Source organism: Bacillota bacterium (assembly GCA_009711825.1).
Taxonomy (GTDB): Bacteria; Bacillota; Proteinivoracia; order UBA4975; family VEMY01; genus VEMY01.
In genome coordinates, this window is sequence record VEMY01000009.1 from 1 (window position 1) to 16,190 (window position 16,190).

General features: G+C 50.7%; 15 protein-coding genes and 1 pseudogene. 14 read left to right on the forward strand and 2 right to left on the reverse strand.

Annotation, left to right across the window (positions count from 1 at the left end; translation table 11 throughout):
- Positions 1 to 136: 136 nt before the first annotated feature.
- Complete coding sequence (locus tag FH749_03975) at positions 137 to 1,570, reverse strand: NCS2 family permease (GenBank protein MTI94635.1); 1,434 nt, start codon at positions 1,568 to 1,570, stop codon at positions 137 to 139.
- 461 nt (positions 1,571 to 2,031) lie between these two features.
- Between FH749_03975 and FH749_03980 the strand changes: the two genes are divergently transcribed.
- Entirely contained in the window at positions 2,032 to 2,679 is a 648-nt protein-coding gene (locus FH749_03980) for a ferritin Dps family protein (protein ID MTI94636.1), read from the forward strand.
- 26 nt (positions 2,680 to 2,705) lie between these two features.
- Here the strand turns inward: FH749_03980 and FH749_03985 are convergent, their stop codons facing one another.
- Positions 2,706 to 3,755, reverse strand: coding sequence for a hypothetical protein (locus FH749_03985; protein ID MTI94637.1), 1,050 nt, complete (start codon positions 3,753 to 3,755; stop codon positions 2,706 to 2,708).
- A gap of 110 nt (positions 3,756 to 3,865) precedes the next feature.
- Between FH749_03985 and FH749_03990 the strand changes: the two genes are divergently transcribed.
- The 13 genes and pseudogenes from FH749_03990 (at position 3,866) to FH749_04050 (ending at position 16,086) form a co-directional block, all read left to right on the forward strand.
- The gene (locus FH749_03990) at positions 3,866 to 4,081 is read left to right on the forward strand and encodes a hypothetical protein (GenBank protein MTI94638.1); all 216 of its coding nucleotides are present in this window, start codon (positions 3,866 to 3,868) and stop codon (positions 4,079 to 4,081) included.
- On the forward strand, positions 3,997 to 4,443 hold the full coding sequence (locus tag FH749_03995; protein MTI94639.1) for a spore coat protein: 447 nt from the start codon (positions 3,997 to 3,999) through the stop codon (positions 4,441 to 4,443). Before FH749_03990 ends, FH749_03995 begins: the two co-directional genes overlap by 85 nt.
- Positions 4,444 to 4,569: 126 nt before the next feature.
- Positions 4,570 to 4,851 (forward strand): hypothetical protein, encoded by a 282-nt coding sequence (locus tag FH749_04000; protein ID MTI94640.1) that lies wholly within the window; start codon positions 4,570 to 4,572, stop codon positions 4,849 to 4,851.
- A 46-nt stretch (positions 4,852 to 4,897) separates the two neighbouring features.
- Positions 4,898 to 5,820: pseudogene (locus FH749_04005) on the forward strand (ADP-ribosylglycohydrolase family protein).
- Positions 5,821 to 5,917: 97 nt separating this feature from the next.
- The gene (locus FH749_04010) at positions 5,918 to 7,810 is read left to right on the forward strand and encodes a glycosyl hydrolase family 35 (protein MTI94641.1); all 1,893 of its coding nucleotides are present in this window, start codon (positions 5,918 to 5,920) and stop codon (positions 7,808 to 7,810) included.
- Between the two features lie 145 nt (positions 7,811 to 7,955).
- On the forward strand, positions 7,956 to 8,372 hold the full coding sequence (locus FH749_04015) for a VOC family protein (protein MTI94642.1): 417 nt from the start codon (positions 7,956 to 7,958) through the stop codon (positions 8,370 to 8,372).
- 375 nt (positions 8,373 to 8,747) lie between these two features.
- Positions 8,748 to 9,239, forward strand: coding sequence for a GNAT family N-acetyltransferase (locus tag FH749_04020; GenBank protein MTI94643.1), 492 nt, complete (start codon positions 8,748 to 8,750; stop codon positions 9,237 to 9,239).
- A gap of 202 nt (positions 9,240 to 9,441) precedes the next feature.
- Positions 9,442 to 10,374 carry an ABC transporter ATP-binding protein gene (locus FH749_04025; GenBank protein MTI94644.1) on the forward strand — a complete coding sequence of 311 codons (933 nt, stop codon included), beginning with the start codon at positions 9,442 to 9,444 and terminating at the stop codon, positions 10,372 to 10,374.
- 12 nt (positions 10,375 to 10,386) lie between these two features.
- Positions 10,387 to 11,532, forward strand: coding sequence for an ABC transporter permease (locus FH749_04030; GenBank protein MTI94645.1), 1,146 nt, complete (start codon positions 10,387 to 10,389; stop codon positions 11,530 to 11,532).
- Positions 11,529 to 12,635, forward strand: a complete 1,107-nt coding sequence (locus FH749_04035) for an ABC transporter permease (GenBank protein ID MTI94646.1) — start codon at positions 11,529 to 11,531, stop codon at positions 12,633 to 12,635. The genes FH749_04030 and FH749_04035 overlap by 4 nt, the downstream gene beginning before the upstream one ends.
- 123 nt (positions 12,636 to 12,758) lie before the next feature.
- Positions 12,759 to 13,856: a sensor histidine kinase gene (locus FH749_04040; protein ID MTI94647.1), complete on the forward strand. Its 1,098-nt coding sequence runs from the start codon at positions 12,759 to 12,761 to the stop codon at positions 13,854 to 13,856.
- Complete coding sequence (locus tag FH749_04045; GenBank protein ID MTI94648.1) at positions 13,837 to 14,463, forward strand: response regulator transcription factor; 627 nt, start codon at positions 13,837 to 13,839, stop codon at positions 14,461 to 14,463. Before FH749_04040 ends, FH749_04045 begins: the two co-directional genes overlap by 20 nt.
- Before the next feature lie 60 nt (positions 14,464 to 14,523).
- Positions 14,524 to 16,086 carry a hypothetical protein gene (locus FH749_04050; GenBank protein MTI94649.1) on the forward strand — a complete coding sequence of 521 codons (1,563 nt, stop codon included), beginning with the start codon at positions 14,524 to 14,526 and terminating at the stop codon, positions 16,084 to 16,086.
- Positions 16,087 to 16,190 lie beyond the last annotated feature (104 nt).

Below are 16,190 nucleotides of genomic sequence, written 5' to 3' on the forward strand. Positions count from 1 at the left end.
TTGATGTATACTTTGGTTGTAAGATATTGTTTGCCATAACTATATTTTACACCAAAAGACGGCTTCTGGATACTACCAGTCGCCGTCTTTTGTGTTTTTTTCAGAGGCCGCTAGTGCGACAGCCCCTATTACTGGGCTAAGCGTCGATAGATTTATCGTGTGGAATGTTGGCGTCGGTGTCTAGGAATTTAAATGCAAGGCAAATGCCCGCCACCAGCAGGTAGCCGATGAAGAACTGGGCCTGCATGCTGGAGAAATCTTCGATATAGTAAGTGAGTCGAGCAGAGTGGATGAGCCCGATAAAGCTGAAGCCGGCCAGGAACAGAGATGCTACTGTAGCTTTAATGTAATCTTTTTCTATCAGGAATACTGCGATTGCTCCCCAAAGCAGGGCTGTGAACATTGCGCCTTGGGCCAAGGGGACAATTGCTTCTGATACGTTCGCTACCACCTCCGGGGCGCCGGCATTAAACCTTGTGGACAAGTAGTTGGCAAAGTATGGAATCATTGCCAGGGCGACGGCGGGAGCGTGGCGATGTGGGGACTTCATGAAGGCGTTGGAAACCATAACGATACCGACGTAGACCAGGATGGGCGCTATAACCGGCAAGGGAATGATTTCTGCAACAGCGCCAACTATGCCGAACACTGCAGCAACCAGGAACACGATTCCGTTCAGGATTGAATATCCGCGCCCAGCGTTCATTTCTTTGCTACCGGCAGAGGCGATATAGACGGTGGTTGGCAGAATGCCGCCAAAGAGTGCGCCAATCATTGTGCCGGCGCCATCGACGATCTGCGCCTCCCGTACGTCATAATCATCACCCATAGCTGCTACGGCTTCAACGTTGTTCATGGTCTCCACAAAATTATAAACAGAGATTGGTAAAATAACCGCCAGAAGATGCGAGTAATCGGTAAACAGAAGTTTCAGGCCTTCAAAAACTGCAAAGTGGGGAGTTGGCATGTAAAATCCGATACCTTCGGTTGCGTTGCTAATTGTCGATACATCGGCCACTTTCGTGAGATAGGCGACAACGGTGCCGACGATGATGGCAAGTAGCGCTGCCGGGAACCTGAAAGGCATTTTGGTTTTTGCGATCAGGCCGACAACGATGATCGTTAGCGCGATCGCGCCAACCGTCGGGGCTACCAGGCCGCCGTCGGCGAAGGTTTTGAAGAACATTTCGCCGGCGATAAAGGTGAATGCAACGCCGGCCAGGGCGCCCAGCATGGCGGCTCTGGGCAGGACTGCCCGCACCCAGCGGCCAATAACGCTGCCCAGGCACTCGATAATACCGCCCAGGAAGCAGGCGGCAATGCCAATCTGCCACGCCAGTTCATGGTTGTCTGTAGCTCCCAGGACGGCGCCGGTGATAACAATTTGGTATATGAACTGAACCGGCGTACTGATACCGTAGGCCAGAGCGGTTACGTCGGTGCGCCCCTCTTTTTGTGCCAGGCGGCGCGCCATGTGGGCGTAGTAAAAATTGCCTAGGGCCACCGCGATTGCGGCGCCGATGACCATCCGGCCAAAGACGATCTCCGGGGAAAACCCCATTCCTAACATGACGACTACAAGGAGGGCAAAGTTGGCTAGGTTGTTTTGTAGAAGCGAGAAAAAGGCATTAGTGTCTTCCTTCTTGAACCAGGGGTATTCAATCTTGGTCAAAACTATCACTCCTTAAAGCTATTTTGACCGCATTTGCTGGTGCAAATTGGAAGCATCAACTGATATGGTGTGTGTCCGTTGGGCGGGCGACAGGTTTTTGTGCGCTATCACCACCTCCACTTAAAATCAGTGTGGCAATTCTCCCAAGGTATACTTCTCTGAATAAATTCAACATTCCTTTTTTCTGAGCAAAAAAAGTTAAATTTTAATTAAATTTATGTCCAAGGATGCAGTTGTATTACAGGGTTGTAAAGTAGACAGAGGCTGCATTTGCAATTGGTTACAGTTCAATAAATCAAGTAAGCTATCGAACTTTTTTGGGAATAATGCAACTGAATAAATAAAAAGGAGATGTCGAAATGAGTCAATTGGACGTCAACAAACAGAAGATGAATATGCCCGGTATGCAACCGGACCACCCGATGGTCAAGCGCCAAAACCCGCAGACAGTGAAGGGATCGGGGATTAGCTTGCCTCATGATGTGCGTATGGAAATGGCTCAAAAACTCGATGAGCACAATTGTGCCCTGCACGTGGCTCTGCATCAATACAACAAGCATCACTGGTTAACAGAGGGGCCCGAGTCATTCGTTTCTCTCCATCACTTGTTGGATGAGCATGTGGAAAAAACCATGAAACACATTGACAGCATTGGCGAGCGGGTAGCCCGCTTAGGGATGGTTCCTACCGGCCACCCCGTGACCCAGCACGAAGTTTCTTATATCAAGCACGAAGCGGAGGGGCGTTACTCCATGCGGGATATGCTCCGAAATGACTTGGAGCATGAGATGCGCATCCAGCAGGAAATCCGGGCCCAAATCAAGCGCGCCCATCAACTGGACGACTTTGGCACCGTAGAAGTCCTGGAAGAGGTGCTAACGGAACGGGAAGATTTGGCTTACCACCTTTACAGCGTTTTGGAGGATGATACTTTGGTGCGTGGCCTGAGCCATATTGACCAGCAACCTGGAGATCGCAAGGCCCACGAAAACAAACCGCTTCAATAGACAGCAAACCCGCTCATGCGAGCGGGTTAAATTATCGGTAGTGGCCGTAGCGCATAATCAACTATCTTCATTAAGTCTAGGCGGCTATTGAAAAATGGTGTGCCGCCGGCAGCAATTAATACCAGCAACAAATCAAAACTAGTATCGGACCATGTTTCCATCTTTCTTTGAATCAGATAGAGCCGGTTAATTTTTTTTGCTAGGGGTTTTATTCGCTGGATGTAGTTCTGGTGATAGGCGATGCTTACTGCAGCCTGGTAGGCTGACTCAAAGGCCAACAGGAAGTCTAAGCCCAACATTGGATGAATTGACCCCAGTGAGTTGCCGATCGCCAGTATGTTGACAGCTGCAGCTTTGGTTGCTGGACCCTCAGTTTTCTTAAAGGTTTCTGTGCGGAGCACGTCCGGCGTAAACCGTAAGTCATCGCTAACTGCGATGAGTAACTCCCTTAACAAATTATCGGGATACCGAGTAAAGGGTTTGGCTGTTAACAAGAACAGGTTTGCCACCCGCCTAGAAAATGGTATCAGGTATCCGTAACCCTGCGATGTTAGCCGGGATTGGTGCCAAATATGCATGGTTTCGGGTTCAAAGTCACCCATCAATAAGACGTTTTCCATTCTGATATCTCTGGTTTTGGCTGTCGAAAGCGGCTCGCCGTTGGCTTTGACGACATATTCAGCATGTGGCGCTAATTGTTCCGGTGTCATGCGGCGCGAAAACTTCACTCTACTTGCCAGTTCGCCATACAATTGATTGTCCAACGAACGCTTGTCGCGACCCCGAATTATGATTTGCCCCAGCTTGCCCCGCACTTCGGCCCGGGCAGTGGCTGTGTGGAAAACAATCCTTGTTAGGTCAGCAGTTGGAGACAGCTCCAGTCCAAATTTACGATTGATTGATTTGAGGACATTTGTTTGTGGCTTAGTCAACACACCTAGAGAGACCTCCGCTCTAGCCGGAAAGTCACCCGCAAAGCTTTCCTGCTCATAAATTCGGTTTTTAATCCCAAGCCGTTCCAGAAACAGGGCTATCGCTAGGCCCGATATACCACCGCCGATAATTGGAATCTGCAAGGTGTACTCACCTCCGAATTTAGTTTGCCACTCCAGAGTCTGGATAATGTGTAGCTGTCGGCGTCCGGGGGTATACTAAATCTGCCAGACCAAAACAAGGGAGGTTCATAATGAGCAACATTTCCAGCAAAGAACTTAATTATGTTAAGGACTTTCTGTCCTGGGAGTTATTGGCGGCAAAAAAGTGTAATGAGCATGCCAACCAGGAACAGGACCCCAATGTCAAGCAGGCATTGAGTGAATGTGCCCGCGGACATCAGGAGAATTACAACCGGTTGCTTGGGTATGTCGAACAATTGAATCAGCAGGGAGGGCAAATGAATTGAATTTTACCGAACAAACAGTTACCTCCAAAGCTGGCGTTCAGAAAATCGGCAAGCAGGTATCTAACAAGCTTCCCAAGGTCAAGGATGCCAGCATTAATATGCGGGACCGACTCAATGATGCGCTTACCTGCGAAAAACACATGCTAATCGGCTACCAAACCGGTCTCAATGAAGTAATTTGTCCCCGTTTGCGCCAGGTTGTTACTGAGAACCGTGCCAATCTTCAGGGTCTGCAGGTGCGCTTGTTCTCGGAGTTATTTGAGCTAGGGGAATACCAGGCCAATATAGCCACGCCCCAGGAGATTGCCGACACTTTGGATGTGTTTGCCGGGTACAAATCCCAGCTGCCACAATTGCAATAGCTCTAACCGTCGCTTTGCGGCGGTTTTTAATATTCTTCTGAAAATAAATAATCGCTGGTCAGGATTTAGGTTTCCAATGAAGAGCTGTTGTGATGAAGTTCTTAACAATCGATCGGAGGTGTGAAGGTGTTTGATCGCGGGTTCCGTTTGGCAATCATCCTGGTGATGTGGGGGTTTGCAGGCGCGTTTTTTTCGTTGGTTCCCGAGGCGTTTACCAGTTCGATATTGCTGCAAGGTCTGTGGTTGGCAGTTGTAGGTCCGTATGTACTTATTCATAATCTTGCTGAGTTGGCAATCCCACTGCACGAACTCTCGCCGGTGCTAATTGGCCTTGCAATGACAGTTATGGCTGGAACCGGTTTTCTTATCGGTAAGTTATGGGATATAAAACTGAAGGAACAAGACTAACTTGTCCCGCCAGGGGCATTTTTGTTATGCTCAGAATAGGGGAGGGATTGGTGTGAACGTTGAACAGTTTCGCGGCAGCCTGCTGGGCCTTGCTGTTGGTGATGCTCTTGGGACGACCCTGGAGTTTAAGCTGCCGGGAAGTTTTGATTTTCATTCCGAGATACTGGAGGTGGACCCTTTGGTCTTGCCCCCGGCCAGTGGACTGACGACACGGCAATGGCGCTGTGTCTGGCAGCCAGTCTTGTGGAATGCAGGGGATTCGATGCCGCCGATCAAATGGAACGATATCTGCGCTGGTACAGGGAGGGCTATATGAGCGCCACCGGACATTGCTTCGATATCGGCAATACTGTGCGGGCGGCACTTTTGCGCTTTTCCGAAACCAATAATCCCTGGGCAGGCTCTACAGCCCCTGACACCGCCGGCAATGGTTCACTGATGCGCCTAGCGCCAGTTGCCCTCGCCTACGCAGGAGACCCGGTACGGGCAGTCGAACTGGCAGCCTGCAGTTCCCGGACAACCCATGGCGCTCAGGAGGCGGTAGACAGCTGCCGTTATCTAGCTGCCCTGATTGTTGGAGCATTAGCCGGCGCAACCAAGGAAGAACTCTTGCATCCATTTTTCGATCCTGTTGGCGGGCTATGGGCGGGTCGCCCTCTCGCCGCGAAGGTAGAGGCCATTGCCGCCGGCGCCTATAAACAAAAACAGCCGCCGGAAATTCGGGGAAGCGGTTATGTAATCCATTGTCTGGAGGCTGCGCTCTGGGCCTTTTATAACAGCAACAGCTTTGAAGATGGCGCCTGCTTGGCCGTCAATCTTGGTGAAGATGCCGACACAACGGGTGCGGTTTATGGCCAGCTGGCTGGCGCGTATTATGGCTGTGCCGGAATTCCCCAGCGGTGGCGCAAGTGCCTTTATGAGGCCGACCTAATTGAATACTATGCTCGCGAATTATTTGGAATGGTTTAATGCCCGCCCTGCTAGGTGCGCCTTTTTTGATGCAGATGCAGGAATTTGCGCCCCCTCGGCGAAAAAGTATGCAAATAACCAGTGAGGGGTGGAAGCAGTGCGTACCGATGGCCGCTGGTTTCGTGACCGGGACGGACGGGTTTTGATGTTAAGGGGAGTGAACCTGGGGGGAAGCACCAAAGTGCCCAGCAAGCCGCCGCTCACCAGCGATGTCCGGCAGGGTTTTTTTGAGCATCGCAACATCTCCTTTGTGGGGCGCCCTTTTCCTCTGGAGGAAGCAGACGAACATTTTGCCCGGCTTCGGGAATGGGGCTTTAATTTTCTCCGCTTTTTGGTGACATGGGAAGCTATAGAACATCAGGGGCCTGGAATTTACGATCAGGATTACCTGGACTATGTGTATAAAGTAGCCAAAAAGGCTGGAGAATATGGTTTCAAGTTGTTTGTCGACCCACATCAGGATGTGTGGAGTCGGTTTTCCGGTGGTGACGGCGCTCCCGGGTGGACCTTTGAAGCGGTCGGGCTGGATATAACCAAGTTTCAGGACACCGGCGCCGCCATCGTCCACAATACCCACGGAGATCCTTTCCCGAAAATGATCTGGCCGACAAATTACACAAAGCTCGCGGCGGCCACCATGTTCACCTTGTTCTTTGGCGGTAATGACTTTGCTCCGGCGACCTTTATCGATGGCGAACCGGTACAGGAATACCTGCAACGTCATTACATTAATTCCATTAGGCAGGTGGCCAGGAAGCTGAAAGACCTGCCCCATGTTGTTGGTTTCGATACCCTAAACGAACCTTCCCGGGGCTATATTGGCTGGCAGGACTTGACTAAATATGAGCATCTGCAAAAGCAGGGCAACCGGCCCACGCCATGGCAGTCAATTTTGCTCGGGGCAGGGTATCCGCAGACGGTAGAAGTTTGGAAGCTTGGTTTGACCGGGATGCGCAGAAGCGGGCGGCGCAGGATAAACCCTGAAGGCCAGCGGGTCTGGCTGCCAGGTCGCGATTGCATATGGTGGGAAAACGGCGTATGGGATTTGGATGCCCACGGCAAACCTGAGTTGCTTCGCGCCGATTATTTCAGCCATGTGAATGGCAGACCTGTGGACTTTGGCCGCGATTACATGAACCCGTTTATCCGCCGCTTCGCCAGCGAGATTCGCAATGACTTTCCCCGGGCACTGATCTTTATTGAGCATGAAGTGATGGGCGAGCCGGCTCAGTGGCAGCCGGAAGAAACCAAAAATTTTGTCTATGCCCCCCACTGGTACGATAATATCACCTTGATTCTCAAGCGCTATCTTCCCTTCCTGACAATCGACTTGGCCAACGGTCGTCCGGTTATCGGTCGAAAAAAGGTGCAGGAACATTGCAATCAAGAGTTGGGCCGGCTCAAACAGCAAGCGGCCGAGAGGATTAACAATGTACCCACATTAGTGGGTGAAATCGGTATTCCCTTTGACATGCATAACAAAAAGGCCTACCGAACTAATGATTTCTCCGCCCAGATTCAGGCCTTAGATCGCAGCATGCAGGCGCTGGAGGCCAATTTACTCAGCTTTACTTTGTGGAATTATACCGCCGACAATACAAATCGTCGCGGCGACGGCTGGAATGGTGAGGACCTCTCCTTGTTCAGCCGTGATCAACAGCACGCTCCCCGGGACATCAATTCCGGCGGCCGTGCCCTGGCCGCGGCGCTGCGCCCCTGGCCCTTCCGGGTCGCCGGCGAACCATTAGCAATGCATTTTGATCTGAACACCCGAACCTATACCCTTAATGTGCGGCCGGATCCAAATCAAGAGAAGCCCACCGAAATCTATGTTCCCCGCTATCATTTTGGCGACGGTTTAAGTGTTAAGGTGAGCGCCGGTACCTGGGAATACGACAGCGAATACCAAACACTGTTCTGGAACCATCAGGGCTCTGCTGAACCTGCGACCCTAGTCTGCACGGCCATGACTGATTCTACCTCCAAATAATAAACCGGCCTTGGGGCCGGCTTTACTTGTTAATCTCAGGCGTCCTGGGGGGAGTCCATGTTTTGCTGCAGGAATATTCAGCATTAAACAGGAATTTGTGCTCCTGTGGCAAATATATAGAGTATAAGATTGAGGGGGTGGCAATGTGTCTGGCTGTGGCATATTCAATCAACTCGATACAGTTATCATTCGGGTCACCGACCTTGAGCAGGCCAGTCAGTGGTACGCGAACAAACTGGAACTGGGCGAAAAATGCATCAACGAAACGGAAGATTTGGTGGTGTATGATCTTGGCAATGTAAATTTGGTTCTCTGGCAATTAAAGTCCAGTGAGGAATTTAATCCCCAGGGTATGCGGGGCACCTATCCAATCTTCGGCACCCACAATGCGGAAGAAACCAGGGAAACCCTGGTGGCCAGAGGCGTGCGGGTCACAAATATCTATGAAACCGGCAATCTTAAGATATTTTATTTCTATGACCCTGATGGCAACTGCATGGAAGCCTGCCAGACGCTGCGCCTCAGCGATGATTCCCATTGCCCGCTAAACCCTGATTATTAGAGCACCAATTCAGGACGGTTCTCAAATGGCATCAGTTCAGGTCGACCCGTTGGTCCCAGATTTTGCTTATATTATGCCTAAGAGCCTGTCTGCAAAGGCTTTGACGAAGGTGTGTGGATTTATCCACAAGTTGTCCATATAATTATGTCTTGGTCGAGCATCGCTCACGAAGACTCCGATTAAAATGTCAGCGGGCAACCCACTCTCCTCCTTTGTACAGCAAATGAGAAGAGTGGGTTGCAGGTTAATAAGTAAGTTTGTTTCGACGCTGGCCAGAAGGTGAGCTGAAGCTTGCAGGATTGGGCGCACTCTCTCGCGAATTCTAGTAACTAGCGCCAATTGAGAACCGTCCTGAATTTGTGCGGGGTGATGCTGATGTGGTTCAAAATAAGACCAATGGATGCTGAAAGTGCCCATATAGCTTGTACATGGCAATATCCTCCGCCATACCATGTTTACGGGATGGGGGAGGATGCGGAGGCTCTGGCGGAGCTGCTTAATGGCAGTTTTCATGCTGTATTCCTATTCAATAATTTGGTCGGCTATTTCTGCTATGGGGAGTCGGCCCAGGTTCCGGCAGGACGTGCTCAGGGTCTTTACCCCGAGGGATGGGTTGATATCGGCCTCGCCATGCGTCCGGATTTGACCGGTAGAGGCAAGGGTTTGCGCTTTTTCCGGGCCGGACTGGCGCACACTGTCCGTTTATTTCCCGGCATTTCCCAGCGTTTGACCGTAGCCACCTTCAATCAGCGAGCAAAGAAGGTCTATGAACGGGCCGGATTCATTCCGGGCCCACAGTTTGCGGCGCCAAACGGTTTTGAATACCTGGTTATGCACCGAAGGCTACGCGAGAACCCAAAGTTATAAGGCAACGACGTTCCTTGAGGCTTCCAACACTGCTTCGGAAATTGAATCGGCTTTATTGTTCCGGACTACCTGGGCGATGAAGTCGATATTTTTTTGCATTGGATATGACAAATGTCATATTCAGATATTCCTCTGCACACTTCAGCTCATGGCAGAGCGGTAGTAAACTTAAGGCAAGATAGTATTGTGGGAGGTAAAAATCATGATTATTGAAATTAAAGACCTGGTTAAGCGCTACGGCGAGAATTTGGCTGTGGACCATGTAAATATGGCAATCCAGGAAGGAGAAATTTTTGGGCTTTTGGGACCCAACGGCGCCGGCAAAACCACAACAATCAATATGCTTATTGGTCTTACCAAAACTGATGGTGGCGAGATTAAGATTTTCGGCAAAAAAGTTAACGGCCATAACGGAGCTACCAAGCGGAACATTGGGGTTGTCCCCCAGGAAATCGCCATATACGAAGACCTCACCGCTGCCGAAAACGTAACGCTGTTTGGCAAGCTCTACGGCCTCAACGGCCGGGAATTGCAGCAAGGTGTCAACGATGCCCTTGCCTTTACCGGTCTGGAAGAACGGGCAAAGCAGTTGCCAAAAAAATTCTCCGGCGGCATGAAGCGGCGCCTGAACATCGCCTGCGCCATTGTCCACCGACCGAAATTAATTATTCTCGACGAACCGACTGTCGGCATCGATCCCCAGTCCCGGAATCATATTCTCGATTCGGTGCGGCAATTGCACAGCCAGGGAGCGACAGTTATTTACACTTCCCACTATATGGAGGAAGTCGAGGAGCTGTGTAGCCGGGTGGCAATCATGGATCAGGGCCGGGTCATTGCCAAGGGCACCCAGGATGAACTAAAAGAGTTGGTTGCCTCTGAGGAGCGGATTGTAATCAGTCTTTCCAAGGTCAATTACACCTTGGTGGACGAATTGAAGCAGCTGACAGGCGTGCGGGAATGCTCGCTAAACGAAACTGACCTTACCGTCATGGTCGCCAGGAATAGCGCCCTGATTGGCCGGATTATTGATATCGTCACAGCCACCGGCGTGGAAGTGTTGTCGGTGGACGTGCAAAAGCCAACTTTAGAAAGCGTTTTCCTTACCCTCACCGGTAAATCGCTGCGGGATTAAGGGGTGTTTAACATGAAGAGAATGTTAACCCTGTTTCAGTACACATTGTTGCGTAATCTCAGGGATACCAGCGATAGCATTTTTCAGATGGTGGTGTTCCCAATTGTTCTGATCTTCATCCTGGGCATGGCCCTGGGACCCGCCTTTGAGCAGCAGGAGTTTAGCGCCACAGTCACCGGATATGTCAATGAAGATGCTGGACCGATGGGCGCCTACTTCGACGAGTTTCTGGCTGACCCAGAAGTGGGAACGGTACTAGATGTAAAAAACCTGGAGTCTAGGGAGCAGGGCCTGGAATTATTGGCGGCCGGGGAAATTGCCGCGTTAATCTACCTGGATTCTGATTTCAGCGACAACGTTTTCGCAGGCGAAGAGGCGCTGATTCATGTCATAGGCCATTCGTTCATGGAATTGCGCATGGTGTTTGTCGAGAATGTTGTCGATAGCTTCATAAACGGCGCCAATGCAATCCAGGCCATGGTATCCATGGGAGTTGCGGAGCCGGAATTCACCATGGCGACCGGCGTAATTGAGGATGTGCCGGTATCAGCCTCTGGCTTGATGCCGGGGGCCATGGATTACTACGGAGTGACGATGCTGGTGATGATCGTCATGTATGGCACCCTCTACGCGTCCTATACAATGGGCGAGAGCTATTTGTCTACGATTGGCCGCCGCATTCGGGGAACACCTGTCAGCAAAGCGGAATTATACTTCGGCTTGATTGCCGCCAATGTGGTCACTATCTATGTTCAGGTCCTGATAATCATTGCCTTTACCCATTTTGTCTATGATGTAAACTGGGGAGAAAACATCCCGATGATTTTCCTGCTAACGTTTGTGTTTGTGGTCCTGGCTACCGGCCTCGGAACGATGATGACAATGGTTACCCAGGATGAGGCGCGGGCAGGCAACTTGCTAAATGTCTTAGTCGTCGTCAGCACATTTCTCGCCGGCGGTTATTTCAAGATTTCCCTGCCGGGACCACTGATGTATCTGCAGTATTTGTCACCCAACTACCTGGCTCAGACCGCAATCTTTAACACAATTTATGCCGGTCCCGCGTTCCAGGTAATGATCATGCTTATGGCGATGCTGGGTATCATTGTTCTCACCTTCGCTGTGGCAATGCTGGCCGAGAGGAGGGCTGCTCAATGACCATATTTCAATACACCCTAAAACGCCTGCTGCGCAATAAAGTTAGTCTGCTGTTGATCTTGGCGATCCCCTCCCTGTCGATTGGGCTAATCTTTGGTCTCGGTGATTACGGGCCAACTCAATTGACAGTCGGCATAGTTGATCAGGATGGTACGCCGTTAACGGAAATGCTGGTCGCTTCTCTAACAGAAACCTCGCCGGTAACAACGCTCTCCGAGGAGGACATACGGTCGTCCTTGGCAGAAAGCAGAGTGGATTATATCCTTGTAATCGAATCCGGCTTCACAGAGCAATTGTTGAACAATAAGGACCCCCAGATTCAGGGCTATAGTATCCAGGAGACCAATATCTCGCGACCAATCAAGGTCAAGGTGGAGAGTTTCCTGGGTGCGGCCCGCGGCCTGGCTGCAGCTGCCGAATCGGAGGCGGCGTTCTATCAGGGAATGGAGGATTATCGCAACGGCAGCCTGGCCATGGAGTCGGAAATCTACGCTGCCGCCGGCCAAAGCATTGACGCCGGACTAGGCAGCATGGGATTTCTGGCAATGACAATGTTGTTTTTCGCCTCTTATATTGCCATTCATCTGATTAAGGATCGGCAAAGCGGGACAGTTTACCGGGTGCTGACAGCGCCGGTTACCCTGCGCTCGTACATGTTGCAGAACATCACGTGCTTTTTCCTTGTGCTTCTGGTGCAGATATTAGTTGTGTTGGTCGTAGTGCGACGCGTGTTTGGGATATTTCTTGGACCAAATGTCCTTAATCTGTTTGTGGTCATGGCGGTCTTTGCCCTGCTCTGCGTCGCCCTGGGGGTGGCCGTCGCTGCCCTGGCCCGCAAATCCCACCACGCCGGAACAATCGCTTCCGTTGCAATTACACCGATGAGCATGCTGGGAGGATTGCTCTGGCCCCGAGATTTTATGCCGGACTTTCTCCAGACCATCGGCCGTTTCTTCCCCACTGCCTGGATTTACGATGCTTATCGGGCTGTAATGCTTGGTGAGCCCCTGGCTAACGCCGGTTTGGCATTGATGATTCTCTTGGCCTTTGCCCTTGTCTTCTTTTTGCTGGGCACCTGGCGGCAAACCGATGTGGCCAGGTAAATTGTGTAGAGTAAGGTCCGTGCTCATGTCTTGAGTACGGACTTTGCTAATTGTGGAGATATTACCAGACTTGGCAGAAACATTGGTTAGGAATATAATTAGAAAGACGAGGGGGGGGCGCATATGAGCAATATCTATAAAGGGCTGGCCCTGCTTTTGGTGCTTGGGCTCCAGGCGATGACCGGTGTTGTCCCCATGGCAATTTTGGGTCTACTGCTGATTGTTGCCCTTTGGGTGTATCGGGAAAAGTATGCGAACCACACGCTGATAATCGCCATTGAGTACCTGTTGGTTCTGGCAGTTTCCGCCCTGAATCCGCTCACCCTGATTCTCTCCAGCCCCCTGGCCTTTGACCTGGCCGCCCGGGGACTGTCGCTCTATATTGTTTTGCTGGTGCCAGCCGGGTTGATATATTTGCAGGGAGAATACTTGCTTGCTTATGGATTGTTGCTAATTTACAGCGCTCTTAGCGGCTACTTGAGTTATACACTGCAAAAAAAAGCGGCTTCCTTCCGGGAGGTTTACGACAGTGAAAGGAGAAACCGCTATTCCCTGGAAGAGGCCAAATCGCGGTTGATGCACTCAGCTCGGGAGGCGGCACATCTGGCTGAGATGCGGGAGCGCAACCGCATTGCCCGCGATATCCACGACCATGTCGGCCACAACTTGGCAGGCATCTTGCTTCAAATGCAGGTAATCGAAAAGCTTACAAAGAAAGATCCGGAAAAAGCCAGGGAGCTCTTGGCCCAGTCGATTTCCGGCCTCGCGGACGCGGTGAAGCTAATTCGAGAGACAGTTCATAACCTAAAGCCCAGGGAACAACTGGGCTTGGACTATATCGAAAATATCATCAGCATGTTTAAGTTTTGCGAAGTGGACTTTAAACACCACGGCGATATTGCAGTTATATCTGCCAGCCATACAGAGATAATATCTTCAATCATTAAAGAGGCCCTGACCAATGCCGCTCGCCATTCAAACGCTAGCTTTGTTGAAATTGAGTTGGATGTGCGGGAACGGATAGTCCGTTTGTTCATTCAAGACAATGGGTCAGGGTGTGGGGATATCAAGGAGGGTATGGGTATTAGCGGGATGAAAGAGCGAGTGCGTAACGCTGCCGGCTCGCTTACCATAAATGCCACAGACGGCTTTTCAATCGTCTGTGTCTTGCCCCGGGAAGAAAAGGAGGGAGGTGCGGCACTTGAGGGTGCTGATCGTTGACGATGATGCCTTGATTCGGGACAGTCTGAAAATGCTGCTGAGTCTGGAAGCGGATATTGAAGTTTTGGGAACTGCAGTGAACGGACAACAAGCGTTGGAGCAGTGTAGACAAAAAAATCCGGATATCGTACTGATGGATATCCGGATGCCGGTTATGGACGGGGTGCTGGGAACTAAAGCGATAAAGGAACAGTTCCCGGCAATCAAAGTTGTTATTCTCACTACTTTCCGGGATGACGAGTATATCAAAGAGGCGATTAGAAATGGCGCCGAAGGATATATCCTCAAAAGTCAGCCCGCCGACAGCATAGTGGAAAGTCTGCGGGCGGTGGCCAAGGGCAATATTGTGTTAGAGCGGGATGTCGCCAACAGTTTGTCGGCGATGCTTAAGGAAACCAACAAGCAGAGGGCGGAGGATTACCAGCTCACTGCCCGGGAGTTGGAGATACTGACTTTGGTGGGGGAGGGCCTCTCCAACAAAGAGATAGCCCAGAAACTCTACCTCAGTGAAGGTACTGCCCGCAATTATGTGACTCAGCTTCTGGATAAGTTAAAACTGCGGGACCGCACCCAGCTGGCAATCTTTTACCTCAAGAACTTTCAATGAGGGTTTGTTGCAGAAGTTAACAAAGAAGCAGGATAGACATTTTTAATCAGGGGTGATGTAATGGAGCGGGCACGTTTGGGCATCAGTGTCAGAGATGCGCTCAAGCTGGAGGCCTTTGACGGTGTGGAGGTTGTCGCCGGTGCAGGTGGCTTAGATTCATTAATTTTTCATATCAACGTCATGGAGGTTCCTGATATCTTGGATTGGGTCAGGGAGGGTGAGCTTCTTTTCACCACTCTTTATTCTCTGCGAGACAAGCCCCAGGAACAGGTCGAACTTATCCCCAGACTGGCGGAAAAAAAACTAGCTGGTCTGGCTATCAAGCCCAAACGATATATCGACGAAATCCCTTCTGAGGCGCTGGAGTTGGCCGACAAGCATAGTTTCCCCATATTACAGCTCCCCCCCAAAACAGCGTTTGCAGCTTTAATGGAGCCGCTGCTGCAAGAAATTCTAGACTTTCAGACTGACCTGCTCCACCGCTCGGAGTTGGCTCATAATGCCCTCTTGGATGTGGTTTTGCGGGGAGGTAGCCTTGAGGATTTGGCGAGACAGCTCAGCCAATTGGTCAATTGTCAGATTGTTGTGCTGAATAGAGATTTCCAGTCGCTTACTGAGGAACCCCCTGATTTGCACCAATGGCTGGAGCATAATCGGCCTCGCAAAGATTACCGGCGATTAAATAAATTCAACGGGCAGTGCCCCGGAATTCTGGTGCCGCTAATGGCTGGGGGTAGCCGACTGGGGTTTATATTGGCCATGGCCAAGTCTGGCGACTTCAGTGTCTTGGATGAGATTACCCTAGAACGGGGGGGCACTGTGGCTGCGCTTGAAATGATGAACGCCCGCACAGTTCAAGAAGTTGAACGGCGTTACCGCAACGAATTTCTTGTAGAGTTGGTTGAGGGGGCCTTTTCGGACGATGTGGCCCGGCAGCGGGCTAGTATCAATGGCTGGCATTTACAGGATGAGATGCGAGTGTTTATGTACCGGTTTGAAGATTTTCGCAATCAGAGCCAAAAGGATAAATTACTGCAATTTTTACAAGAAAACTTTTGTAAGCGTTGCATTTCCGGCGAACTAGGGCGGGACGTTTTGGTTGTTACGCCTGTGGACCATGACCTAGCAGAGTTTAGTTCTCGTAACATCGAGGCCATGGAACGAGCGGCCCAAAGCAGGTTGGTAATTGGCGTTGGCAGGGATTCTACCTCGATTCGGGATATTAAATACAGTTTTCGCCAAGCCCGGGGAGCTGTCAAGACTGCAATGATAGTTCGTGGCTTGGGGACGGTGGTTCATTATAACCAGCTGGGAGTTTATCGACTGCTGGAAGAAATGCGCGGCAAGCCGGAATTGCAGGCATACATCCAAGATAATTTGCAGGTGTTGCTTGATTATGACAAGGAAAACAATACTGAGTTGGTTAAAACGCTGCAGCGTTATTATGAGTTTGGGGGTAACCTGAAACAGGTTGCCCGGGAGTTGTTTGTGCACTACAATACCGTGGTATACCGAGTAGAACGCATCGAGAAATTGCTAAATGTGAGTCTTTCCAATCCCCGGCAGCGTCTGAGCCTGGAAGTGGCAGTTCGCGCTCTAGAAATGACCCGGGATAAACGATGACCGTCTAATTCAGGCGGTTTTTTTGTATTAGTTAAAATTGCTAACTTAGTGCCCTTGAGTTTGTAAACTGCTCACAAAGGCAAATCTCAGCGTTTGCTGTAACT